Here is a 23,746-nt window from a genome sequence, read left to right as displayed (position 1 = left end):
TGATCACCCCGCCCGAGATGCAAGGCCGGGCCCAGTCCAGCGGCATGTGGCTGGCGTTCAGCCTGCGCCCACTGGCCGCGCTCCTGGCCGGCGTCGCGGGCGCCGCTATCGGCCTGCGCCCGGCCCTGACCGCGATCACGTGCCTGCTGGCCGTCCCGGCGTGGATGCTGTGGCGCTCCCCAGTCCGCCACCTGGCCGCCCTACCCGCCCCGGGCGCCGCGCCCGCGCTCCCGGCGCAGCCCGCCCCCGCTATGGAGCCCGCCGGCGAACCCGGCGCCCCCGCGCCCTGACCCGCCGGCACCTCCGACCGGCCCGAACCGACCTGGAGCCAAGGACTTGCCCCTCTTCCCCGGCGCCGCCAGCGCCTACCGCACCTTCCGGCCCGGCCTGCCCGAGGCCGCCGCCACGCTCCTGACAGACACCGTGCGCACCACGCCCAACCCGGTGCTGCTCGACCTGGGCACCGGCACCGGACAGGTCCCCGCCGCCGTCCACCAGGCCTTCGCGCGGATCGACATCATCGAGCCCGACCTGGAGATGATCGCCGAAGCCGAGAAAGTGCTCCGTCCACACCTCGGAGACACACCGCTGGGCGTGCACCACTGCCTGGCCGAGGACTTCACCGCCCCATACCCCGGCTACCAGGCGAACCTGGTCACGGCCGCCCGGGCGTTCCACTGGATGGGCCAGGAGAAGGTCCTGCGCCTCCTGGACGGGGTTACCGCACCGGACGCGGCCGTCGCGGTCATGGGCGAGGGCAGCCTGTGGACCGCCAGGTCCGCCTGGACCAATGCCCTGCGCGAGCTCATTCAGACCTATCTCGGGCCCGAGCGCCGCGCCGGCACGGAGGGCACCTACACCCGGCCGCGCCGGCGGTACGAAGACGTCCTCGCGGGCTCCCCGTTCTCCTGCGTCGAGGAGCGCTCCCTGCCAGTGTCGCGGCGATGGACACCGAAGCAGGTGCTCGGTTACCTCGACAGCACTTCCTTCGCCGCGCCCGACCCGTTCTGCGAGCGGCACGCCGCCTTCCAGACCGAGGCGCTGAGCCTGCTCAGCCGCCACGCGGTGGACGGTGCCCTGAGCGAGGACGCCGTGTTCACCGTCCTGCTCGCCCGCCGCCCCCTGCCGCTGATCGGAGACTGACCGGTGGAACTCAGCGAGATCACCAAGCGGGCCATGCGCGTCCACGGCCTCTACGACAAGCTCAACCTGGCCAAGCACGGCCGCACCTGGTCGCGGCACGACTTCGTGCTCGGCTTCGTCGGCGACGTCGGCGACCTCGCCAAGCTCACCCAGGCCGCCGACGGCATCCGGCCGGCACCCCCAGGGCTCGGCCTCGGACACGAGCTGGCGGACTGCCTGTGGTCCGTCGTCGTGATCGCCGAGCTCTACGGCATCGACCTCGAAGCCGAATTCACCATGACCATGCGGCAGCTGGAGGAGTCCATCACCGGCGAACGGGAGCAAGGGGCGACGCGGTGAAGCGGGTCGAGTTCGACGAGCAGGCGTACGCGCAGCGGGCCCGGACCGGGCCGTGCTTCATCTGCCGCATGCTGGCCGGGGACCCGGAATTCCGGCACGAGATCGTCTACCGCGACGAGCACCACGTGGTGTTCCTGGACCGGTACCCGACCCTGCTCGGCAAGCTGCTGGTCGCCCCGGTCCAGCACTGGGAGGACGTGATCGGCGACTTCACCGAGGAGGAGTCCGCCGAGCTCTGGCACCTCGTCCACCGCGCCGGGGCGGCGCTCAAGCGGGTCGTGCCGACCGAGCGGATCTACCTGCAGAGCCTCGGCTCGAAGAGCGGCAACAGCCATGTCCACATCCACGTGGCGGCGCTTCCGCCCGATGTGCCCTACGACCAGCAGCAGACGGCCTCCCTGCTGTGGGAGAGCGCCGGGCTGCTCAACGTGCCGGCCGAGGAGACCGCCCGGATCGCCGGACAGTTGCGGGCCGCGCTCTCGCCAGGAGAAGAGCACCACGCAGGGCCCCTCAGCGAGGAGACCGCCCCAGTTCCCCCGAGCCAGTCCGCGCCCACGCCGCTCCGCCACCAGGAACCCGTCGACGTCCACCTCATCCTGCGCCGGGACGGCGCCGCCGGCCCCGAGGTGCTGCTCTCCCGCCGCGCCGGACAGGTCTACGCCTCAGGCCTCATGCACCTGCCCAGCGGGCACCACGACGGACCTCACGAGGACATCGTTCAGGCACTGATCCGCGAAGCGAAAGAGGAGACCGGCGTCGACGTCGACCCGGCCGACGTCCACCACGCCGTCACCGTGCACCACCGAAGCCCGGCCGGCGGCGCCCGGATCGGGGTCTTCTTCGAAGTCCGGCACTGGCACGGCGACCCCCGCATCATGGAGCCGGCCGTGTGCGACGCGATGGGCTGGTTCCCGCTCGCCGACCTGCCGTCCCCGATGGTGGCCTACTGCCGGGCCGGACTGGACGCCTACCAGGCCGGCCGCCCGTTCGCCGTCCACTTCCAGCAGCCCGGCGACCCGATCGCCTTCGACCCCACGGCGGACCGCCTTCGCCCGGTGCTCTCCGCCGACGCGGCGTCAGGCGTGCCCGACCGGGAGGTGCGGGAGTTCACCGAACAGGCGGTTGGGCGCGTCAGCGCCTGGACCGACACTTCCTGGGCGCGGGAGGGCAGCCGTGTGTGGCATGCCCGCGGCGCCGATGGCGGCGAGTGGTTCGTGAAGGTCCACCAGAGCGACCGCTTCCACGACCGGGAGGTGACCGCCTACCGGACCTGGGTGCCGGCCCTTGGTCCGGCCGCGCCCCGCCTGGTGGCCACCGACCCGACGCTTCGGGTCGTCATCATCACCACGGTGCCCGGCCAGTCCCTGCACGGTTCCGTCCACCCGCCCGAGGAGCAGCGGCGGATCTTCCACCGGATCGGGGCGCTCGCGGCCGCGATCCACCACAGCGCTCCCGCGCGGCCGGGTGACGGGGCGCAGGCGGCGCTGGGGAAGCTGGAGCGGCACCTGGCCGGCGTCCGCGACCACCTCGCGCCCGGCGACGAGGACTACATCCGCGCCATGGCCAAGAGGGCCGAGCAGCTCCCCGCCCTCGACCTGGTGCCCACCCACGGTGACTTCCAGCTCCGGAACCTCCGGTGGGATGAAGTCACCGGCAGCCTGTACGTGATCGACTTCGAGCGCGCCGAACCCGGCCCCGCCGTGCGGGACTTCGTGCGCCTGTCCGACGCCTGGACCGGACGACCGGACCTCTACGAGGCCGTGATGGCCGGCTACGGCAGGCAGCTCTCGGCGGCCGAGGAAGAGCACCTCGCTGTCCACCGAGTCCTCGACGCCGTCTCCGGCATCCAGTACGGCACTGCCAACGGGGACCCCGAGCTCGTCGAACGAGGCCGCCGCACCCTAGCCCAGCTACGCGCCACCAACCGCCCGTGACCACCCCCACCACCAACCGACCAGAGGAGCAGCACGTGGCGTATGCCCTTGAGGAATGGGAGCAGCACTACGCCGACGGCCGGGGGTATCGGCCGCTGGGCGACAGCGAGCGGGCGCTCCTCGCCGAGCACACCCCCGCGCCCGAGGGCGGCGGGCGGGCGCTCGACGTCGGCTGCGGCACCGGGGAGTTGGCCGCGTATCTCGCGGGTCTCGGCTACACGGTGGACGCCGTGGACTTCGCCGCCAGCGCGGTGGAGCGGGCCCGGGCCGAGCACGGCCACATCGAAGGGGTGCGGTGGCTGCGGCTGGACATCGAGCGCGACGACCCGGCACAGCTGAGCGACGACGGCTACGACCTCATCACGTTGCGCCTGATGTACCCGTTCCTGGGCGACCGGACCCGGGTGCTGCACGCCCTCGGGGAACGGCTGCGGCCCGGCGGCGCGCTCGTGGTGATCACGCCCACGGTCGAGCACACCCCGGCCGACAAGCGGGACATCGCCCTCGACGAGGACGAGATCAGCCTGCTCACCACTGGGTGGAAGGAGACGCAGCGGTTGGCGGCGGACGACCTCGCGGTCCTCGTCCTGCGCGGCCCCTGCCACACCGACACCAGGGCGGTCGAGAAGCGCCCGCCCACCGGCCACGCCCTCACCGGAGCCGTGGTGGTCGTCACCGACGATGCCGGCCGGGTCCTGCTGGGCCGCTCCCGCCGGAACATGTGGGAACTGCCCGCCGGGAAAACGAACGGTTCGGAGAGCTTCGAGGAAGCGGCGGTACGGGAACTTGCCGAAGAGACCGGACTTGCCGCCACCACCACCGACGCCACCGTGGTGACCATGCTCACCGACGGCAGCCACGGCGTTCCCCGGCTGACCGCCGTCGTCCGCGTCAGCGCCTGGAGCGGGACCCTGTCGAACCCGGAAGAACAGCTCTTCGACCGGTGGGAGTGGCACAACCTCCACGCCCTGGCCTGCCTCGGCGATCTCTTCACCCCGGCCGCGCAAGCCCTGAACGCAATCTGGCCCGGCGTCATCCCCAACCTCCCGGCGATCCACTCCTACCCCACCGCCGCCGGACAGCCGCCCGTGCCCGGGGAACCCGCCGAGGCCGTCCGGCTGCGTCACCGGATGGCCGACGCCGTCATCGCGGCCGGCTGGGCACCCTCCACCTCCGTCCAGAGCGCGCTGCGCACGGTGCCCCGCCACAGGTTCGCGCCGGAGAAAGACCTCGCGACCGCCTACGACGACGACCTGGCCGTCGTCACCCGCTGGGACGAGAACGGACGGGCGACCAGCTCGGTGTCCGCAGCATGGCTGCAGGCCGACATGATCGAGAAGCTCCGGCTGGAGCCCGGCGCAGCCGTGCTCGAAATCGGATCCGGCGGCTACAACGCGGAGCTGCTCGCGCACGTCGTCGGCGCGGGCGGGCAGGTGGTCACCGTCGACATCGACCCGTACGTCGTGCACCGCACCCGGCGATTCACCGCGGAGGCCGGCAGCGGGCGCGTCCTGGCCCTGCAAGGCGACGGAGCGCTCGGCGCACCCGCACGGCATGTGCCCCGCGGCGGATTCGACGGATGCGTGATCACCCACAACGTCTGGGACATCGCCCCCGCCTGGCGGCAGCAACTCACCGAAGGCGCAACGCTCGTGGTCCCGCTGGAAATTCACGGCTACACCCGGGCGATCGCGTTCGAGCGCCGCGGTGACGTGCTGCACGCGACGGGCTGGACGTACTGCGGGTTCGTCCGCGACCTCGGCCAGAACGGCCGCACCACCCCGGTCGTCGACCTGGCCGACGGTGAACTGCGGCTTCACTTCGAGGACGGCCCGGCCGGCGACACCACGGGGCTCGAGGAGGCGCTGCGCGGCCCGCGGCACGAGGTACGCACCGGCGTGACCGTCGCCGGCGGGGAGTCCTTCGAGACGCTGCAGCTCTACCTGGCCACCACGGTGCCCGGCTTCTGCCGCCTCGCCGGCGACCAGGACAAGGACACCGGGATCACCGCCTTCACCCGCGGCGACAACGCACCCGCCGTGCTCGGCGACGGCTGCCTGGCCTACCTCACCTACGTCTGGGTGCGGGACGGCGAGACCCCGCCCGAGCGCCGGGCAGAGTTCGTCGTCCACGCCTTCGGCGAGCAGAGCTCGGCCCTCGCCGAACAGCTCGCGAACGCCGTCCGCCTCTGGGACCAGCACGTGCGCGGCCACGGCTACCCCCAGCTGACCGTCCACCCCGCCACGGCCCCGGACGGCAACCTCCCGACCGGCCACGTCCTGGAGAAGCAGTTCAGCCGCCTGGTGTTCTCATGGCGCGACCCTGGCGCTCCCCTGCACCCGGCGGCCGCCGAGCTGGTCTCGCGGAGCGCCGGATGACCGGCGACCAGCGCCCCGCACCGTTCGGCGGCACAAGCCCGGCAGGAGAGGAGAACCGGGTGTCGCACCCGATCGTCGACGTCGTCCTGCTGACCATGAACGACCGCCCCGAGGAGGAGAACGCCTCGCAGGCCACGCTCCTCGCTCAGCGCGGCATCGACGTGCGGATCTGCGTCGTCGGCAACGGCTGCACACCGGACGTCGTCCCGGCGGGCGCCATGACCGTCGTCCTGGCCGAGAACCTCGGCATCCCCGGTGACCGCAACGAAGGAGCCCGCGCCCTCGCCGAGCTCGACCCGCCGGCTGACTACCTGTTCTTCCTGGACAACGACGCCTCCTTCCCGCAGCCGGACGTGCTCGCCCGGCTCGTCGCCGAGGCCGAGCAGCACCCCGAAGCCGCCTACGTGCAACCGCGCCTGACCGGCCCGGATGACACCACCACCCCGCGGCGCTGGGTACCCCGGCTGCGCGTCGGAGACCCGGGCCGCCCCGGCACCATCACCAGCATGACCGAGGGCGTCGTCTCATCCCGGGTCCGCACGGTCACCCGGATCACGCCACACTCGCTCGCCACACCTTCGACCACCAGCGCCGACAACCCTGAAAACATTCGCTCACAAGCTCGTTGACATCTCGCACACCATGCCAACGATGCCGGTCACCCTTGGTTACCACCGATTACGGGACAGAGCCGTTCTTCGTACAGACCCCTCTATGGGCTCCGTCACTTCTTCGCGTCGAACTGCCGGAGCAGCTCGATGACCGGGGCGAAGGCCGCCATGTCGCGTTCCTGCACGCAGACGTAGGAGATGCCGTAGCGCTCCCGGCGGGCCAGTACACACTCCGCGATCTGGGCGGGGGTGCCGATCAGCAGGGTGGGGACCTCCAGGATCTGTTCGGCCGTGAGGTACGGGATGCGGCGACGCATGGTCTGCGCGGCGGCTCGGCGGTCCTCGGTCACGGCGACCGTCTGGACCAGGATGTTGCGTTCCAGCTCGGCGGCGCGCGGGCCGGCCTCGTTGGCGAAGAACGCCACCCGCCCGTCCAGCGCCTCGGCGTCGATCAGTTGCAGGGTGCCGCGCGCCGAACCGGCGGCGAGCACGGCGCCGGCGAAGGAGACGATGTCCGCGTGGCGGGCGGCCAGCCGAAGCACCCGGTCGCCGTTGCCGCCGATCAGCAGCGGCGGCGACTGGGTCGGCCGGCCCGACTGACCTGGCTCAATCGGTTGGCCCGGCTGGCCTAGCTGAATCGGTGGGCCCGGCTGGCTCGGCTGGGGAAAGCCGAGGGCGCGCGGGTCGGCCAGTAGCTCGCGCAGCGCGGCTGCGGTCTCGGCCAGCCGCCCGACCCGGGTGCCGGCGGTGCCCCAGTCCAGGCCGACCTTCTCGAACTCGGCCCGCACATAGCCGGTGCCGAGCCCGGCCTCCACCCGGCCCTCGGTCAACTCGTGGGCGCTCAGGAGGTCGCGGGCCAGCAGGACCGGGTTCCAGAAGGCACTGTTGAGGACGTAGGTGGTCAGTCGCACCCGTTCGGTCGCCGCGGCTGCGGCCACCATGGCGAGGAACGGGGACTGCACACCCAGGTGGTCAGGGACCGCGATCACGTCGTATCCGAGGCTTTCGGCGGTGCGGCAACTCTGCGACCACTGCCGGGGCCCGACGGTGGGGACCAGGTTGACGCCGAAGCGGAAGTTTCGCATATGGGAAGTCAGCTCGTTTCGCTCGTCGGGATCGGCATCGGGTTCGCACCAGGGCCCGGGGCCGGTACCGGGGTCAGCAGCGCGGAGAGGACCGGCTCGTCGCCCAGCTCCTCGAAGCGGTTCAGCAGGTCGGCCAGCTCTGCGGCCAGCTCCACCGCCTCATCGGCCCGGAGGAATCCGCTCCGGTAGGCGAGGGTGCCCAGCAGCCCGTCCTCACGCTGGTTGAAGGTCACGGTGAGGCCGAACTTATTGGTCTTTTCGTTCTGCAGGCCGTGGTCGAGCGGGGCCAGCCGGGCCGCACCGAGCGTGGCCGACCAGCGGGCGGTGCCGACGCTGTTGAGCATGCAGTCGACATAGGGGGTACGGCCGGCGGTGCGCGCCGGCCGCAGCAGGCGGACCACCTCGTCGAAAGGTGCGCTCTGGTGCTCGAATGCCTCGATCACGCTCTCCCGCGTGGCCCGCAGCAGGTCGGTGAGCGTGGTGTCGGGCGCGCACCGCGAGCGCAGCACGACGGTGTTCAGGCACGGGCCGAGCACTTCGTCGAAGGCATCGCCCGCCCGGTTGGCCACCGGGACGCCGAATGTGAGGTCGGGCCGACCTGACCAGCGGTGCAGAGCGGCGGCCAGTGCCGTCGCGGTGACCATGAACTGCGAGGCCTGCCACTGGTCCTGGACCCGTAGCAGTCGCTGCGTCAGGTCGGTCGCGAGTGGCAGTACGGTGCTGCCGGGGGTCCGGCCGGCGAGGTCGACGGCCGTACTCGGTCCGAGCGTGCTGGGGGCGCCGGCCAGCTGGTCGGACCAGTAAGCCAGGTCCGCCGTCGCCCGCGCCCGGCCCGTGCCGACCTGCTGGGAGTGGACCAACTCCCGGTACTGGCGCGGCGGCGGGAGCTGCGCGGCCGCATCACCGCTCTGCTGGTAGCAGAGCTCCAGCTCGCGCAGCAACAGCGGGACCGACTCGCCGTCCACGACCAGATGGTGGATGCACAGGGCGAGCAGCCGGTCGCCGGACGGCAGGGTGACCAGGGCTGCCGCCAACAGCCGTCCGGCGGCCGGGTCGAAGGTGCCGGCGGCGGCCTCGGACCACGTGTTCAGCCACTGCTGCTCTTCGGCGCCACTCGCGACGCCCGGCTCCGCTTGCGCCAGCTCTGGCTCCCAGGCGGGTCCGACCTCCTGGAAGAGACGACCGTCGTGGTCGACGAACCGGGTGCGCAGGATCTCGTGCCGGGCGACGAGCAGGGCGAGCGCGGCACGCAGCCGCGCCGGGTCCAACGCCCCCTCCACGCGCCAGAAGAGAGGGATGTGGTACCTCGCGTGGCTGGGGTCCAGCCGTTCGGCGAGCCAGATTCCCTCCTGGAAGCCGGCGGCCGGGAAGACCCGGCCCCACGCGCCGTCGTGGTGCACCGGCACCTCGGCAACGGCCGGCGGCGGGACGGCGCGCTGCCGGTCGACGAGATCGGCGAGCTCGACGAGCCGGGGGTGGCTGAAGAGTTCGCGGACGGTGAGTTCCACGCGCAGACGCTCGTTGATCCGGGCCAGCAGGGTGGCGGCGATCAGGGAGTGGCCGCCCAGTTCGAAGAAGGAGTCCTCGGGCAGGATGTCGGGCACCCGCAGTACCTCGGTCCAGATGGCGCGGACCTCGGCGACGGTCGCGGCGGTGGCGGACGGCTTCTCGACTGCTCGGGTGGACAGGCCCGGTGTGGCGACCGCGTGCGTGACCGCAGGCAGCAGGGCAGCCGCCTCGGCCAGGGTGCGGCGCGGCGCGGCGACCAGGTCGGCCAGCACGGCCAGGTAGTCGCGCGCCAGTTCGGCGGTGACGGTAGGGCCGACCGAGCCGACCGCGTCCTTCCAGAGCATCCGGCTGCCGTTGCTGCCCTCGGTCAGCATCACCGTGAGCCGGTAGTCGGCCACGTCGGTCGAGTCGAGCAGCCGCACCGAGCAGCGGGCTCGCTCGCCGACGAGTTCGAAGTCATAGACGTCGAGTCCGACCTCGCCCGCCGAGTTCCAGTACTCGAAGACCACTTGGTGGCTCTGGTCGCGCCCGGCGGGGCCCAGCAGGTCGGCGCTGCGCAGGATACTGGGCAGCGGCAGGCTACCGTGGCGCAGACCCGCGCGGACGGTCGAGCGCAGCTCCCGCAGCAGGTCCGCGTAGCTGTCCGAGGGGCGGATGCGCTGACGGAACGGCAGGACGTTGACGAAGAAGCCGACCCGGTCGTTCAGTGCCTTGTTCGAACGGCCGTGGTAGGGAGCCGAGATGATCAGGTCGCTGCTGCCGGTGTGGTGGTGCAGCGTGATGAACAGGGCACCGAGCATCACGGTGAAGTAGGACACGCCCAGCTCCCGGGCCAGTTCACGCACCCGAAGAGTCAACTCGGCATCGACGGCGAAGGGAACGGGCGGCGCACCATCGCCGCTGGTGCCGCTCGCCGCTTCGGGCAGCAGCAGGGCCGGCGGCAGCTCCGCCAGCGCCTCGCGCCAGTAGGCCCGGAGCGGTTCGCCGCGTTCGCCCTCGGCCGCCTCCCGGGAGCACCGGGCGTGCTCGAGAAGCGGTGCGAGGTCGGCCGGCGGTGCCAGCTCCTCGCCCGCGTAGGCCCGGCGCAGGTCTTCCAGCAAGATGGGCACCGAGGTGCCGTCCAGGGTGATGTGGTGCACCGTGACCAGCAGGACGGTCCAGTCCACCCCGGTCAGCACCTCGACCCGGGTCAGCGGGCCGGCGTCCAGGTCGAACGGGACCTGGGCCGCCGTCAGGGCCGCCGCCCGCGACGTGGTCACCGTCCGCACGCTGACCGGGACGGCGTCCTCGGCGGTCGTTGACCAGTCCAGGCACATCCCCTCGGTGCTCCGCCGCACCCGCGCCCGCAGGGCCGGGTGGCGGCGCAGCAGCTGGGCCACGGCCGCGCGCAGGCGGGGCAGCTCCAACTCGCCCTCGACCGCCAGGGCGAGCGGCAGGATGTGCTCCCACTTGGCTGGATCGCGCTGCCAGGTCACCCACATCGCCTCCTGCGTGACCGACAGGGGGAGTTGGGTCGCCGGACGTGGCGTGGTGGACGCGGCCTGGTCCATCGGGACCTCCTGGATGTTGGTTGCGGGTCTGCCAGTAGGGGTGGAAGGCGAGCCGGCATGCGAGCGGCCGATGGCTGCCGCGGGACGGGTCCGCGCGGCGCCGATGACGGAGGCACTTCCCGGCCGAAGGCCGGGAAGGAGTCCATGGGGAGCATTGGCGACTGCGCGGAGGCCGCCCGTGGGGGCAACTCCCCGCCGACGGCTGGGGAGGGAGCCGGGCGCCGCGACGCCGTCCCCTACTCGCAGACCCTCTCAGCGCAGCTGCTCGGCGAGGGCGCGCCTGTCGGTCTTGCCGGAGGGGCTCAGCGGCAGCGCGGGGACCCGGACGAACCGGCCGGGCACCATGAAGGCGGGCAGGGCGGCCCGGGCGTGACTGGTCAGGCGGTCGGCCAGGCCGTCGTCCGGAGTGCTGTCCACGGGGGCGGTGTAGAAGGCCACCAGCATCCGCTCGCCGACCCGGCTGGTGGTGGGCACCACCACCAGGTCACCCACACCGGGTGCCGTGCGCAGGGCCGACTCGACCTCGCCGATCTCGATCCGGTAGCCGTTGACCTTCACCTGGTCGTCCGCGCGCCCGGCGTACTCGATGGCACCATCGGGCCGGACCACGGCCAGGTCGCCGCTGCGGTAGTAGCGGCGGGGCTGCTGTCCCGGCAGCGCCAGCACCGGGTACCGCTCGGCCGTCAGCTCCGGGCGGTTCAGGTAACCGATGGCCACCTGCGGCCCGGCCAGGTAGATTTCACCGATTTCACCGGGCGCGGCCGGCGCGCCCTGCGCGGTGAGCACGGCGAGTTCGAAGCCGTCGAGCGGCAGGCCGATGTTGAGCGAGGGGTCGGCGGCTCCCGGCGGCGCCGGTGAGCCGATCGGCACGTCGATCTCGGCCGCAAGCAGCTGCCGGCCGGTGGAGAAGACCGTGGTCTCGGTGATGCCGTACATGTTGACGAACGCCGTTGCCGTGCCGTGAACCTGGCGCCACTCGCGGACCGCGTCGACATCCACCACCTCGCCGCCGAAGATCACGTAGCGCAGGGAGAACACCGCCCGGGCGCCGTCGGTGGATCCCGGGGCCGTGCCGGCTCGGGAGAGGTAGCGGAAGACGGACGGGACCTGGTTCAGCACGGTCACCCGCTCGGCGGCGAGCAGCTCCAGCAGCGCTTCGGGAGACCGGGCGGCCTGCGCGGAGACCACGACCAACTTGCCACCGTGGGCCAGCGCACCCCAGAACTCCCAGACGGAGAAGTCGAAGCAGTAGGAGTGGAAGAGCGTCCACACGTCGCTGCTGTCGGTCTCCACCACCTTCGCGCAGGCGGCCAGCAGCGCGGTGACGTTGCGGTGCGAGACCTCGACGCCCTTGGGCGTGCCGCTGGAGCCCGAGGTGTAGATGACGTAAGCCGGCGCGTCGGCCGTCACCGCCACCTCGGCGGCCCGAGGTGCGTCCTCGGCCCACAGGCTCGCATCGATGCCGAGCACGCGCTGCGCCGCCGGGGCGGTGGCCTCGCCGCCGGCGTCGGTCAGGACCAGTTCCACCGACGCGTCGTCAGCCATGTACTGCACGCGCTCGGCCGGATAGGAGGGATCGAGCGGCACATAGGTGCAGCCGGCCTTCAGCACGGCCAGGATCGCCACCACCACGGCGTTACCGCGCCGCAGGTGCAGGCCGACCCGGACGCCGGGCCCGGAGGTCTCGCGCAGGATCGCCGCCGCCAGCCGGGCGGCCCGCTCGTTGAGCTGGTGGTACGTCAATTCCTCTTCGTCGTCGGAGACCGCAGGCGCGTCGGGCCGCAGCTCGACCTGCTGCTCGAAGATCCGGTGAAGGCAGAGTTCTGGCTGCACGGTAGTTTTCCCACTTCTCGTCAGGGCTGGCTAGCGCAGGCTGAGGGGACGCAGATCGGTCCACGTCTCCTTGATGTGGGCCAGGCAGGTGGCCTTGTCACCCGTCACACCGACGCCCTCCCAGCCGGCCGGCACCTCCCGGCCCTCGGGCCACAGGGAGTACTGGTCCTCGTGGTTGCGCACCACGAGGTACTGACGGTCGTCGCCGTCCTCGAACATGTCGTGTCCTTCTCTTTCGGAGGTGAACGGGGTCAGCGGATGGGTGCGCCGAGCAACTGCGCGGCGAGCCGGCTGAGCAGGTCGACGCCGCTGGGGCCGCTGACGAAGAAGTGGTCGCCGGGCAGCATCCGCAGACTGAACTCGCCGCTGGTGTGCTCGCGCCAGGCGGCGAGCTCCGGCTCGGTGACGGTGGAGTCGCTCAGGCCGCCGAAGACGCTGACCGGGATCGACAGCACCGGACGCGGCCGGTAGCGGTAGGTGTAGTCGAGTTCGAAGTCGGCCCGGATCGAGGGCGCGGCCAGCCGAATCAACTCGGGCCGTGCCAGGACCGCTTCGGGCGTGCCGCCGAGCCCGACCATGACCCTGGCCAGGTCCGCGTCCGGCAGTCGGTGGTACGGCAGGCCCGCGCTGCCCAGCCGTGGGGCCCGGTGCGCGGCCGCCACCAGCGAAACGGGAGCGTGGGTCGTCGAATCCCTCAGCCGGTCGACCAGTTCGAAGGCGATCACCGAGCCGAGGCTGTGCCCGAAGACCACCGTCGGCAGGGCGGGCTCGGCCAGCACCGCATCGGCCAGCGCGTCGGCGAGTGGATCCATCGCTGTGTGGAGCGGCTCGCGCAGCCGGGCGCCGCGACCGGGCAGCTGGACGGCGCAGACCTCCACTTCCGCCGGCAGCAGCTCGTGCCAGGAGCGGTACATCGCGGCGGCGGCCCCGGCGCCGGGCAGGCAGAGCAGGCGCACCCGCGCTTCGGGGCGCGGTGGGAACCGCAGCAGCCAGCGGTTCTTCACCCCGGGATCTCCTGTCGCAGGCGCCGCGCCAGCTCCTCGATGGTGGAGTGGTGGAAGAGCTGGCTGACGCTGAGGCTCAGCCCGGCCTCGCGGGCGCGATGGACCACCTGGATGCTCTTCAGCGAGTCGCCGCCGATCTCGAAGAAGTCCTCGTCCACCCCGGTGCCCGGCCGGCCCAGCACCTGACTCCAGATCTCGGCCAGCAACCGCTCCAACTCGTCTCGCGGTCCTACGAGTTGACTGGCGATGCCGAAATCCCGGTCGGGCAGCGGCAGCGCCGCTCGGTCCACCTTTCCGCTGGAGTTGAGCGGGAAGCAGGGCAGCACGAGCAGGTGGCTGGGGACCATGTACCTGGGCAGCTGGTCGCGCAGCCGCTCGCGCAGGGCCGAGGTTTGCGACTCCTGCTCTGCCGTGGTGGGGGCGTCCTGAGCCAGCACCAGGTAGGCGGTCAGGGCCGGCTCGGCGCCGGGGGCGGCGGCGGGCGTGGTGGTGACCAGCGCGTCCTGCACCTCGGGCTGGGCGCGCAGCACGTTCTCGATCTCACCGGGCTCGATCCGCAGGCCGCGAACCTTGAGCTGGTGATCGTTGCGGCCCAGGAAGTCAATGGTGGTGTCGGCGCGCCAGCTCACCAGGTCGCCGGTGCGATACAGGCGCGCACCGGGGGTGCGGCTGTAGGGGTGGGGAACGAAGCGGTCGGCGGTCAGTTCGGGCCGGCCCAGGTAACCGCGGGCCAGCGCGACCCCACCCAGGTAGAGCTCCCCGGGTACGCCGACCGGGACGGGGCGCAACTGCTCATCCAGGACGTAGACTTCCACGCCCGCGATGGGCCGTCCGATCGGCACCCGCGCCTGCCGGGCGGCGCCGGGCTCGGCCGCGTCCAGGGGCGGGCACTGCCACTCGGTGACCTCGATCGAGGCCTCGGTGGGCCCGTAGAAGTTGGACAGCCGCACCGGCAGCCGGCTCAGGCAGCGGTCCACCAGCTGGGCAGGCAGCGCCTGACCGCTGCAGAACACGCGCTGCAGCGAAGCGCACCGGTGCAAGTCGGGCTCGTTGAGGAAGGCCTCCAGCATCGGCGGTACGAAGTGCACCGTGGTGACCGCCTCCCGCTCGATCAGATCGACCAGGTACCCGGGGTCGCGGTGCCCGCCGGGTGCGGCCATGACCAGCCTGGCCCCGACGGTCAGCGGCCAGAGCAGTTCCTGGACCGACACGTCGAAGGTGTACGGGGTCTTCTGCAGCACCCGGTCGGCGGGAGTGAGGCGCTGGGAGTCCTGGAGGGCGTGGACCCGGTTGGCCAGCCCGCGGTGCAGCGCGCCCACCGCCTTGGGCTCGCCGGTGGAGCCGGAGGTGTAGATGACGTAAGCGAGGTCGTCCGGGGCCACCCGGGCCGGCTCGGGCACCGGAAGGGCATCGACCACGTGAGTGTCGACGGCCAGTACCGGCAGCCCGGTCGAGCTGAAGGCCTCGGCCAGTTCGGCGGTGGTCAGCACATGGCTCGCGCCCGAGAGCTGCGCCAGCCGGGACAGGCGGCCGGGCGGGTCCTCGGGGGACAGCGGCAGGTAGGCACCGCCGCCGCGCAGCACGGCCAGGACCGCAGGCACGAGGTCCAGTCCCCGCGGCAGGCAGAGCGCCACCACGCCCCCGGCCCGGGCGCCTTCCCCGGCCAGCCGGGCGGCGAACAGCTCCGCCCGTTCGATCAGTTGCGCATAGCTCAGCGCAGCGCCCTCGAAGGTCACGGCGGTGCGTTCAGGGGTACGGACGGCCTGGCGCCCGATCCGTTCGTGCAACGGACCGTCCCACGGGTACGGTTCGGCACTGCGGCTCCACTCGTACAGGGTCTGCTCGGCCTGGCTCTCGCTCAGCAGCGAGAGCTCGCCGACCTTGATCTGCGGATCGTCGAGGGCGGCGGTCAGCAGGTTGTGGAACTGTTCGGCCATCCGTGCCACGCTCGGCTCGTCGAACAGTTCACTCCGGTAGCGGAAGGTGGCCAGCGCGCCGTCCTCGACCGGGCGGATCTCAAGCCAGAGGTCGGTGAAGGTGGTCGGCGGCCGCACCGGCAGCACCTCCACCGCCAGCTCTGCCAACTCCGGCACAGTGAGCGGCTGCTGGAGCGCGAACATGGTCTGGAAGAGCGGATCGTGACTGGTCGCGCGGTCCAGCTGGAGCTCCGTCACCAACCGCTCCAGCGGCACACCCTGGTCGGCGAAGGCGGCCAGGGCGGTGCGGCGGGCGCGGTGCAGCAGCTCGGCGAAGCTGGGATCGCCGGACAGGTCGACCCGCAACGGCAAAGTGTTGACGAACATTCCGATCAGCGGCTCGACGGCGGAGCTGGTCCGCCCGGCCGATGGGCTGCCGATCACCAGGTCCTGCGTGCCGCAGACCCGGGAGAGCAGCAGGGCGAAGGCAGAGAGCAGGGTCATGAACGGCGTGACCCGGTGCCGGCGCGCGGTGGCCAGCACCCGCTGCCACAATCCGGCGTCCAGGGCCAGGTCGTAGGTCCCGCCGCCGAAGCCCTGGACGGCCGGGCGGGTGAAGCTGGTCGGAAGCTCCAGCACCGCCGGTGCTCCCGCGAGCCGCTCGCGCAGCCGGGCCAGCGCGTGCTGCGCCTGCTCGCCGAGCAGCGCGGCCCGCTCGCGCTCCGCGTACTCGCCGAACTGCATGGGCAACGGCGGAAGGTGTGGTTCCGCACCGGTTCGGCAGGCGGAGTAGAGAGCGGACAGCTCCAGATGGAAGCGGCCCATCGACCAGCCGTCGCTGATGATGTGGTGGCAGACCACCGCCAGCACGTGGTCCTCGTCGTCCAGCCGCAGCAGGCTGGTGCGGATCAGCGGCCCCTGGGCGAGGTCGAACTCGCGCAGGGCGTCCGCCTCGACCATTGCGGTGGCCTGCGCGACGCGCCCACCGGCAGGGGTGCCGCGCAGGTCGGTGACCGACAGGGCGAGCCGGAGCTCGGCGGCGATCCGCTGGCGGGGCTCACCGTGCTCCAGCTCGAAGGTGGTCCGCAGGCTCTCGTGCCGGTCCACCAGGTGCTGCAGGGAGCGGTGCAGCGAACCGACGTCCAGTGGGCCGCGCAGGCGCAGCGCGGAGACCAGGTTGTAGGCGCTGTTGCCGCCGGTGTAGTGGTCCAGGAACCAGAGCCGTCGCTGGGCGAAGGAGGTCGGCGCGAGCCTGGCGGCAGCCGCCGCCTGCTGATCCACCTGTGGGGTCCCGGTGTGCGTCACGAGGTCCCCCGGACGTTGCTGCCTGCCTCGGTGGCCCGCAGGGTGGTGAGCAACTCAACGACAACGGAAGCGAATTCGGGGACGGTGGGCGCATCGAAGATGGCCTCCAGCGGCGGCGCCACGCCGAACTCGTCCTCGACCAGCGAGAACAGCTGCACGGCAGTGAGCGAGTCGCCGCCCAGTTCGAAGAAGTCCCGCTGGACGAGGTCGTCGCTCTCGCCCAGCACCTTGGCGAAGAGCACGGCGAGCCGGTCCTCGATGGACCGCGCGGCCCCGTCCTCGATCCCCCGGATGTGCGGCACCAACTCCTCGCCCACCCCGGCAGAGGGGGTCAGGCCCTCGGTGAAGGGCTCCGGCTGGACCAGATGACGCCGACGCTCGAACGGGTAGCTGGGCAGTGGCACCCGGCGACGGCGCGCGGTGCCGTGCAGGCGCTCCCAGTCGATCGCCGTCCCGTCCTGCCAGAGCCGCCCCAAGGCGTCGAGCAGCGCAGCGCGTTCGGCCTGCGGCAGCCCCGGCTCGCCGAGCCGGTCGAGCAACTGGTCCGGGTCGCCCGACCCCGGCCCGGACGTTGCGGCAGCCCTGAGGGCCGCGACGGCCTGGGCGTGGTCGGCGCAGACGAGATAGCGGCGGTGCGCGAAGGCGTGCCGGCCCGTCTGCAGCGTCCAGGCGACATCGGCCAACGCCGACGCGGGCCGCCTCAGCAGGTGTTCGGCGAGGCGCTCGGCCATCGCGGCAAGCGCGGCGGGGGACTTGGCGGAGAGCACCAGCAGCTGGCTGCGCCCCGGGGGCTCGGTCGGCGCCGCAACCCGCGGTGCCTCCTCCAGCACCACGTGCGCATTGGTGCCGCCGATACCGAAGGAGCTGACGCCGGCCCGGCGCGGCGACGCGGTGGCCTCCCAGGCTCGGCACTCGGTGTTCACCGCGAAGGGGGTGGCGGCGAAGTCGATGACCGGATTGGGGCCCGCGAAGTGCAGCGTGGCCGGGATGGTCCCGTGCTCCAGCGCCAGCGCGGTCTTGATCAGGCCGGCCACCCCGGCAGCGGTGTCGGTGTGACCGATGTTGGTCTTGACCGACCCCAGCAGGACCGAGCCGGCCGGCAGCGGTTCCTGGGCGAAGGCCTGGGCCAGGGCGGAGACCTCGATCGGGTCGCCCACCGGGGTCCCGGTGCCGTGCGTCTCGACGTAGGAGATCGAGGCGGGGCTCACCTCGGCCGCCGCGTGGGCCAGGCGGATCACCTCGCGCTGGCCCTGGACGCCGGGCGCGGTGAAGCCGGCCCGCTGGTGGCCGTCGTTGTTCACCGCCGAGCCGCGGATCACAGCGTGCACGTGGTCCTCGTCGTCCAGCGCGTCCTGGAGGCGGCGCAGCACCACGACGCCCGCCCCGTCGCCGCCCACGATGCCCTTGGCGTCCGCCGAGAAGGTGCGGCAGCGGCCGTCGGGGGACATCGTGCCGCCCTCCAGGTAGCGGTAGCCGGCCTGGGGCAGGCGCAGCGTGACCCCGCCCGCCAGCGCCACGTCGCAGTCACCGGCCAGCAGTGCCCGGCCGGCCTCGTGGACGGCGACCAGCGAGCTCGAACAGGCCGTCAGCACCGCCATGCTGGGCCCGGTCAGCCCGAGCTTGTAGGAGACCCGGGTGGCCAGGTGCTCGGGCTCGTTGGCGATGGTGAGCGCGAGGTCGTCCACCCCGGGGAACCGGTCGGCCTGGTCCTGCACCAGCGCGGGGTAGCCGTTGCGTCCCGCGCCGGCGTAGACGCCGACCGTGCCGGGGGTGGCGCGCGGGTCGTAGCCCGCTCGCTCCAGTGCCTCCCAGGCACACTCCAGGAAGAGCCGGTGCTGCGGGTTGAGCACAGTGGCGTCGCGGGTGGAGAACTGGAAGAAGTCGGCGTCGAACTCCCCGACGCCGTCGACGATGCCGTGCATCGCGACGTAGCGCGGGTCGTCCAGCGCGGCGGGGTCGTGGCCCCACTCGCGCAACTCCTCCGCGGTGAAGGACCGCACCGAGTCCGTGCCGGCCACCAGGTTGTCCCAGTACTCCTCGGGCGTGGCGGCGCCCGGGAACCGACAGGCCAGGCCGATGATGGCCAAGTGCGTGTCGTTGCCACTGTCGTAGTCGGCGTCGATCATGAGTCAGTCCTTCCAACAGTGGTGTCGGGGAGAGGTGCGGCCGGGTCGGGGATGCGAGCAGCAGCCGCGCGCCGGTTTTGTGTGCGCAGCGCCTTCAGCCGGGCGGTGCCCCGCCGCAGGCGAGCACCGGCGGGATCGTTCGCGGGGCTCGCAGCGGCGGGTGCCGCGGGGTCAGGAGCCCGGTCCAGCTGGCGGGCCAGTGCGGCGATGGTCGGGTGCTCGAAGAGCGTGAGGATGCTCAGCTCGCGCGCCAACTGCTCGGCCAGGTCGGCTCGGACGCCGGCCAGTAGCAGCGAGTGGCCGCCGATGTCGAAGAAGTTGTCCTGGGTGCCGAAGCTCTCGTGGCCAAGCGCCCGGGCCCAGACGGCGGCGATCCGCTGCTCCAGTGGTGTGCGGGTGCCGGGGTCGGGCGCGGCCCGGGTGGCCAGCAGCGTCCCCTGCCCGGCGATCGCGGCGCGGTCCACCTTGCCGTTGGCGGTCAACGGCAGTGCGGACAGCACCCGGTACTCGTGCGGGCGCATGTAGCCGGGCAGTTGGCGTCCCACCTGCTCGTGCAGCTCGGCCCGGTCGGGCAGCGCGTCCGGGTCGGTGAGCACGAGGTAAGCGGCCAGGGCGGGTTCGGCGCCGTCCGGGCCGCCGGGCGCGAGCGCCACGATGGCGTCGCGCACGCAGGGGTGGGCGCGCAGGATGTTCTCGATCTCACCGGCCTCGATCCGGAACCCGCGCAGCTTCAGTTGCCGATCGTTGCGGCCCAGGAAGTCGATGCTGCCGTCAGAACGCCAGCGCACCAGGTCGCCGGTACGGTAGAGCCGCGCGCCGGGAGCGTAGCTGTAGGGGTGCGGGACGAAGCGGTCGGCGGTCAATTCGGGCCGGCCCAGGTAGCCACGGGCCAGCGCGACCCCGCCGAGATACAGCTCCCCGGGCAGTCCGACCGGGACCGGGCACAACTGCTCGTCCAGTACGAAGGCTTCGACGCCGGCGATCGGGCGGCCGATGTCCGGCAGCGCACCGCGGTCACGGACACCGGGGGTGACCGTGCCCGAGGTGGCGACCACCGCGCTCTCGGTCGGGCCGTAGTTGTTGACCAGCCGGAACGGCAACTCCCGGCACCCGATGCCGTGCAGGCGGTCGCCGCCGGTCAGCACCGAGCGTGGGGCGCCGGTGGCCGGCCAGGGGGCGGCAGCGATGCGCTCGACCAGCGGGGTGGGCACGAAGCAGCTGGTCACCTCGCGGGCCACCAGCCAGGCGGTCAGCTCGGTCGGGGACAACACGGTCGCGGTGTCCGGAACTTCGAGGGTGGCCCCGGCGGCCAGTGCGGGCCAGATCTCCCAGGCCGAGGCGTCGAAGCCCGGGGCGGCGATCAGCGTGGTGCGATCGCCCGGCCTCAGGCCGAACTCCCGGTGATGCCACGCCACCAGGTTCGCCAGCGCCCGGTGCTCGATCATCACGCCCTTGGGCAGGCCGGTCGTGCCTGAGGTGTAGATGACGTACGAGAGGTCGGTGGCCCGGGCTCGCGGTGCGGGCTCGGGCGCCACCGGCTGCGCGTCGCTGTGCGCGAGGACGTCCTCAAGGACGAGGGCATCCTCGCGCAGCCGCCGGTGCTGCCGGTCCGTCAGAACGGCCAGTGGAGCGGCGTCGCTCAGCACGGCGGCCAGTCGGCCCGGAGGGTTGGCCGGATCGAGCGGCAGATAGGCGGCGCCGCTCTTGAGGATGCCGAGTTCGGCGACCACCAGCTCCGCGCCACGCGGCAGACAGGTCGCCACCAGGCTGCCCGGCCGGGCGCCGGCCGCTCGCAGCCGCGCAGCCACCAGGTCGGCCTGCCGGTTGAGTTCGGCGTAGGACAGGGCACGGTCCGCGGTGCGCACCGCGATCGCCGTCGGTCGCTCCCGGGCCTGCCGCTCGACCATCCGGTCCACACACTCGGTGACGGGCGCCGGCGGCTGGAGCGCGCCGGCCAGCACCGTCCGCTCCTCCTGTACGCCCAGCAGGGGCAGCCGGGAGAGCGGCGCATCCGGTGCGGCCAGGGCTGCCGAGAGCAGCCGCACGTACCGCTCGCCCAGCAGCTGCGCGGTGCGCGGCTCGAACAGGTCGCTCTGGTAGCCCATCCAGCCCTCGGCCTGCTCGGCACCGAAGGCAAGATGCAGGGTCAGCTCGAACTTCGCGGTCTCGATCCGGATCGGCACCGGGCTCGCGGTCAGCCCGGGCATCCCGGACTCGGCCGCGACCAGCTCCTCATAGGTGAAGACGCTCTGGAAGATCGGGTGGCGTGAGGTCAGCCGCTCGGGCGCGAGCTCCTCCACCACCTGCTGGAAGGGCAGGTCCTGGTACTCGTGACCGGCCAGGAAGGTGTCGCGGACCTGGTGCAGCAGCTCGGCGAAGGTCAGCCCGGGGCTCAGGCGCACCCGCAGCGGCAGCATGTTGACGAAGAGCCCGACGACCCCTTCGGTCTCCAGCGTGGTGCGGCCGCTGACCGGCACGCCGATCACCACCTCCTCGGCCCCGGCCAGCCGGGCCAGCAGCACCGCGTAGGCGCTGAGCAGCACGATGAACTTGGTGACCCGCTGCTCGGCAGCCAAGGCCCGAGCCTGCTGGGCGAGTTGGGGGGACACCGGGAAGGAGCTGGCGTTTCCCGCGTTGCTCTGGACGCGCGGATGAGGCCAGTCGGTGGGTAGTTGAAGCTGCGCGGGCGCCTCGGCCAACTGCCGCCGCCAGTAGGCCATGGCCTCGGCCCGGCGCGGGCCGGCCAGCATCTGCCGCTCGGCGGCCGCATAGTCCCGGTAGTCGTAGGAAGAGGAGGGCAGCGGCTGCGCGCCCTCGCCGAAGCAGGTGAGCGCGGCGGTGTACTCGGCGGCCAGGTCGCGCTCGATGATGCCCAGCGACCAGCCGTCGACCACGATGTGGTGGAAGGCGAGCACCAGCACGTGCTCCTCGGCCGCAAGCCGGATCAGCCCGGCCCGGAACACCGGGCCGTCCCGCAGGTCGAACGCCGCCAGGGCCAGCCGGTCCACCGCCTCGGCCAGTGCGCGTTCGCGGGCCGGGGCAGGCACGTCGGTCAGGTCGGTGACGGTCAGCGGCACGGTGACGGCCTGCGCGATCCGCAGCACCGGCGCGCCGTCCACCAGGGGGAAGGTGGCGCGCAGCATGCTGTGTCGCTCGGTCAGCCGTGCGACGGCCCGCTCCATGGCGGGCAGGTCGAGCGGGCCGTGCAGCCGGGTGGCCTTGGGGACGTTGTACTCGCTGCTGTCCGGGCGCAGCTGCCAGAAGAACCAGAGCCGCTGCTGAGCTGCCGACAGCGGTGAGGGTTGGCCGGGCAACGGGTTACTGGACACCGGTCTGCGCCCCGGCCTGCTGCGCCGCCGCCGTGAAGGCGGCGAGTTCGGCGACGGTGGGGTGGTCGAAGAAGGCCGCCAGCGGCACTTCCACCTGCAGCGCCTGCGACATCCGGGAGATTACCTGCGAGGCGGTCAGCGAATGGCCGCCCAGTTCGAAGAAGTTGTCGTCGGCGGTCAGGTCTTCGAGACGCAGCACATCCTGCCAGATGCGGGTGATGACGGCCCGCAGTTCGTCCAGCGAACGAGCGCCGGGAGGGGTTTCGGGCTGCTGTACCGCGCTGTCCGTCGAATGCCCATGGAGGGTCATGGCCGCAGGCTTCCTCTCTGTCCGAAGTATTGGTGGAAGGGATTCAATTCGGGCCTGCTGCAGAGACCTTCGCACTGTGAGCGGGGCGTCGCACCGGTCCCAAGATGAATGGCACGAGAGAGGGAACGCAAGCCGTCCTGCCCCTTGGGGCAGGGAGCGTCGCACGTTGGGGCGGCACAGACTCCCGTCAGCGTTCGGATGGTGTGTGATCGCCGGCGGCAGGCCGTGCCACCTGCTCTTCTGCGGTTGCCGGGCGGCGTCGGCTGCGCTTTCGGGCAGTTCCGGCTGCCCCAACGGGCAGGCCCGGGGGCTACTCTTTCGGCGGTCGGTGAACTCCTGATGCGCCGTTGGCCGTCTCACGATTGTGAGATTGATGCAGCGCACCATGACGGCGCCAGGGGTGAGCGCGACCGGCGCCATGTGCAAGGCCGCGGGGAATTCCGTCCTGCGCGTGACCGGGGGAAAGACCATGAGCGATAAGGCCGCCAAACCCGTCACCGTGGCCGTTCTGGCAAACGATCCCGTCACCGGAGAGGGCGCCGTCTGGTGGCTCTCTTCGTGCAAAGACATCGATGCCAGCTACTGGACCTGGCGCCATCCCGCCGATGTCCTCCTGGTCTTAGCGACCGAGATCACCAGTGACATGCTCTCCCGGGTGGAACGGGTCCAGCGTGAAACTCCGGACAGCGTGCTGCCGATGGTGTTGGTCGCCAACGATTTTCCCGAACACCACATGCTGCGGGTCATCGACCTGGGCCTGGTGCGCTATCTGCACCGGCAGGAGAGCGGTTTCGACGACATCAAGCGCGCCGTCCAGGAGGCCGCCGCAGGAGGACGGGAGTCCTCGGCGGGCGTGCAGCAGGCGCTCATCGCCCAGATCCGCGCGATCCGGGACAAGGCGCTGGAGCCGGTCGGACTGAACCTGGCCGGCCTGGCCGACCGGGAGGTCGAAGTCCTGCGCCTACTGGCCGAGGGCCTGAGCACCAAGCAGATCTCCGCGAAGCTCAGCTACTCCGAGCGCACCGTGAAGAGCATCGTGCACGGCGTGGTCACCCGGCTCAACCTGCGCAACCGCACCCACGCCGTGGTCTACGCCCTACAGGCCGGGGTCATCTGAGTGGGCGCTCGACGTTGGTTCCCCATGTCCGGCCGGAGCCCGGCGGGGTACCGGCCGATTCCGGGCGGCAACCAGGACGCCGCTCCCGACCTCCCGCCGGCCGGAGCGCCTCCGCGCTCATTAGAGGACCATCCCTTCTGCAGCCCTCTTCGGTAGGGTTGCGACCTCTCGGTCCCGGTGGGTGCATGGCCAGTCGCGCGAGCCGTTCGTCGGCCACGATGAGTTACGCCAGCCCCGCCGGGCCGAGGCCGTCTGAT

The 23,746-nt window shown here is 72.1% G+C and carries 15 protein-coding genes and 1 pseudogene; 7 read left to right on the top strand and 9 right to left on the bottom strand.

Features of this window, described 5'->3' with window-relative positions; all coding sequences use genetic code 11:
- From ACH4E7_RS42400 to ACH4E7_RS42375, 6 genes and pseudogenes are all read left to right on the top strand, one after another.
- Positions 1–290, top strand: a pseudogene (locus ACH4E7_RS42400) (MFS transporter); the annotation flags it as partial.
- Between the two features lie 46 nt (positions 291–336).
- Positions 337–1,143, top strand: a complete 807-nt coding sequence (locus tag ACH4E7_RS42395) for a class I SAM-dependent methyltransferase (protein WP_396254559.1) — start codon at positions 337–339, stop codon at positions 1,141–1,143.
- Positions 1,144–1,146: 3 nt separating this feature from the next.
- Positions 1,147–1,482, top strand: a complete 336-nt coding sequence (locus ACH4E7_RS42390) for a nucleotide pyrophosphohydrolase (protein WP_396254558.1) — start codon at positions 1,147–1,149, stop codon at positions 1,480–1,482.
- Positions 1,479–3,416, top strand: a complete 1,938-nt coding sequence (locus tag ACH4E7_RS42385; RefSeq protein WP_396254557.1) for a phosphotransferase — start codon at positions 1,479–1,481, stop codon at positions 3,414–3,416. The genes ACH4E7_RS42390 and ACH4E7_RS42385 overlap by 4 nt, the downstream gene beginning before the upstream one ends.
- 35 nt (positions 3,417–3,451) lie before the next feature.
- Positions 3,452–5,794 carry a methyltransferase, FxLD system gene (gene fxlM / locus ACH4E7_RS42380; protein WP_396254561.1) on the top strand — a complete coding sequence of 781 codons (2,343 nt, stop codon included), beginning with the start codon at positions 3,452–3,454 and terminating at the stop codon, positions 5,792–5,794.
- Positions 5,791–6,423, top strand: a complete 633-nt coding sequence (locus tag ACH4E7_RS42375) for a glycosyltransferase (RefSeq protein WP_396254556.1) — start codon at positions 5,791–5,793, stop codon at positions 6,421–6,423. Before fxlM ends, ACH4E7_RS42375 begins: the two co-directional genes overlap by 4 nt.
- A gap of 95 nt (positions 6,424–6,518) precedes the next feature.
- Here ACH4E7_RS42375 and ACH4E7_RS42370 read toward each other — a convergent pair whose 3' ends face one another.
- The 9 genes from ACH4E7_RS42370 to ACH4E7_RS42330 all read right to left on the bottom strand — a co-directional run bounded on the left by ACH4E7_RS42370 (position 6,519) and on the right by ACH4E7_RS42330 (position 22,372).
- Positions 6,519–7,490, bottom strand: coding sequence for a TIGR03621 family F420-dependent LLM class oxidoreductase (locus ACH4E7_RS42370; RefSeq protein WP_396254555.1), 972 nt, complete (start codon positions 7,488–7,490; stop codon positions 6,519–6,521).
- Positions 7,491–7,498: 8 nt separating this feature from the next.
- Positions 7,499–10,549: a condensation domain-containing protein gene (locus ACH4E7_RS42365; RefSeq protein ID WP_396254554.1), complete on the bottom strand. Its 3,051-nt coding sequence runs from the start codon at positions 10,547–10,549 to the stop codon at positions 7,499–7,501.
- Positions 10,550–10,801: 252 nt separating this feature from the next.
- On the bottom strand, positions 10,802–12,382 hold the full coding sequence (locus ACH4E7_RS42360) for an amino acid adenylation domain-containing protein (RefSeq protein ID WP_396254553.1): 1,581 nt from the start codon (positions 12,380–12,382) through the stop codon (positions 10,802–10,804).
- Between the two features lie 30 nt (positions 12,383–12,412).
- Positions 12,413–12,601, bottom strand: a complete 189-nt coding sequence (locus ACH4E7_RS42355; RefSeq protein WP_396238923.1) for an MbtH family protein — start codon at positions 12,599–12,601, stop codon at positions 12,413–12,415.
- A 32-nt stretch (positions 12,602–12,633) separates the two neighbouring features.
- Positions 12,634–13,386, bottom strand: coding sequence for a thioesterase II family protein (locus tag ACH4E7_RS42350; RefSeq protein WP_396254552.1), 753 nt, complete (start codon positions 13,384–13,386; stop codon positions 12,634–12,636).
- Complete coding sequence (locus ACH4E7_RS42345) at positions 13,383–16,583, bottom strand: amino acid adenylation domain-containing protein (protein ID WP_396254551.1); 3,201 nt, start codon at positions 16,581–16,583, stop codon at positions 13,383–13,385. The genes ACH4E7_RS42350 and ACH4E7_RS42345 overlap by 4 nt, the downstream gene beginning before the upstream one ends.
- A gap of 20 nt (positions 16,584–16,603) precedes the next feature.
- Positions 16,604–18,733, bottom strand: a complete 2,130-nt coding sequence (locus tag ACH4E7_RS42340) for a beta-ketoacyl synthase N-terminal-like domain-containing protein (RefSeq protein ID WP_396254550.1) — start codon at positions 18,731–18,733, stop codon at positions 16,604–16,606.
- The gene (locus ACH4E7_RS42335; RefSeq protein ID WP_396254549.1) at positions 18,730–22,047 is read right to left on the bottom strand and encodes an amino acid adenylation domain-containing protein; all 3,318 of its coding nucleotides are present in this window, start codon (positions 22,045–22,047) and stop codon (positions 18,730–18,732) included. Before ACH4E7_RS42335 ends, ACH4E7_RS42340 begins: the two co-directional genes overlap by 4 nt.
- Before the next feature lie 4 nt (positions 22,048–22,051).
- The gene (locus ACH4E7_RS42330; RefSeq protein ID WP_396254548.1) at positions 22,052–22,372 is read right to left on the bottom strand and encodes a phosphopantetheine-binding protein; all 321 of its coding nucleotides are present in this window, start codon (positions 22,370–22,372) and stop codon (positions 22,052–22,054) included.
- A 373-nt stretch (positions 22,373–22,745) separates the two neighbouring features.
- Here ACH4E7_RS42330 and ACH4E7_RS42325 point away from each other — a divergent pair, with 373 nt between their 5' ends.
- Positions 22,746–23,489 carry a LuxR family transcriptional regulator gene (locus ACH4E7_RS42325; RefSeq protein ID WP_396254560.1) on the top strand — a complete coding sequence of 248 codons (744 nt, stop codon included), beginning with the start codon at positions 22,746–22,748 and terminating at the stop codon, positions 23,487–23,489.
- Positions 23,490–23,746: the final 257 nt, after the last annotated feature.

Source organism: Kitasatospora sp. NPDC018058, from assembly GCF_044327205.1.
Lineage (GTDB): Bacteria > Actinomycetota > Actinomycetes > Streptomycetales > Streptomycetaceae > Kitasatospora.
Note: the sequence above shows the minus strand (reverse complement) of the source record. Positions and strands in the feature narration are given on the sequence as shown.